The organism is Halalkalibacter lacteus (assembly GCF_036663595.1).
Taxonomy (GTDB): Bacteria; Bacillota; Bacilli; order Bacillales; family Bacillaceae_D; genus Halalkalibacter; species Halalkalibacter lacteus.
The window spans coordinates 1-246 of record NZ_JAWRVL010000377.1; the positions used below are offsets into that span (position 1 = coordinate 1).

The following is a 246-nucleotide window of genomic DNA, read 5'->3' on the forward strand; positions in this document are numbered from 1 at the left end:
GCACTTCTGCCGACATGGGTTCTTTCTCGATTAATTGCTTTCTTTAACTGTGCGTTCATCTGGGTAATATTAAATGAAAACAGAAAATTTTCTTCCTCCGCTACGAGCACACCATTAATAAAAATCCTCCCAGAACCTGTCGAACGATCAATAATATGCCCATATTTTGTTGTATCGATAATGTTATCTTGACTGAAAGTAAGAAACATATCCTTGGCGGCCTGCATCTCATTATCTGAAACGCCT

Annotated in this window: 1 pseudogene; it reads right to left on the bottom strand. The window is 38.6% G+C overall.

Annotated features, from left to right (window positions below):
- A pseudogene (locus SAZ04_RS22725) lies at nt 1-246 on the bottom strand (ATP-binding protein); the annotation flags it as partial.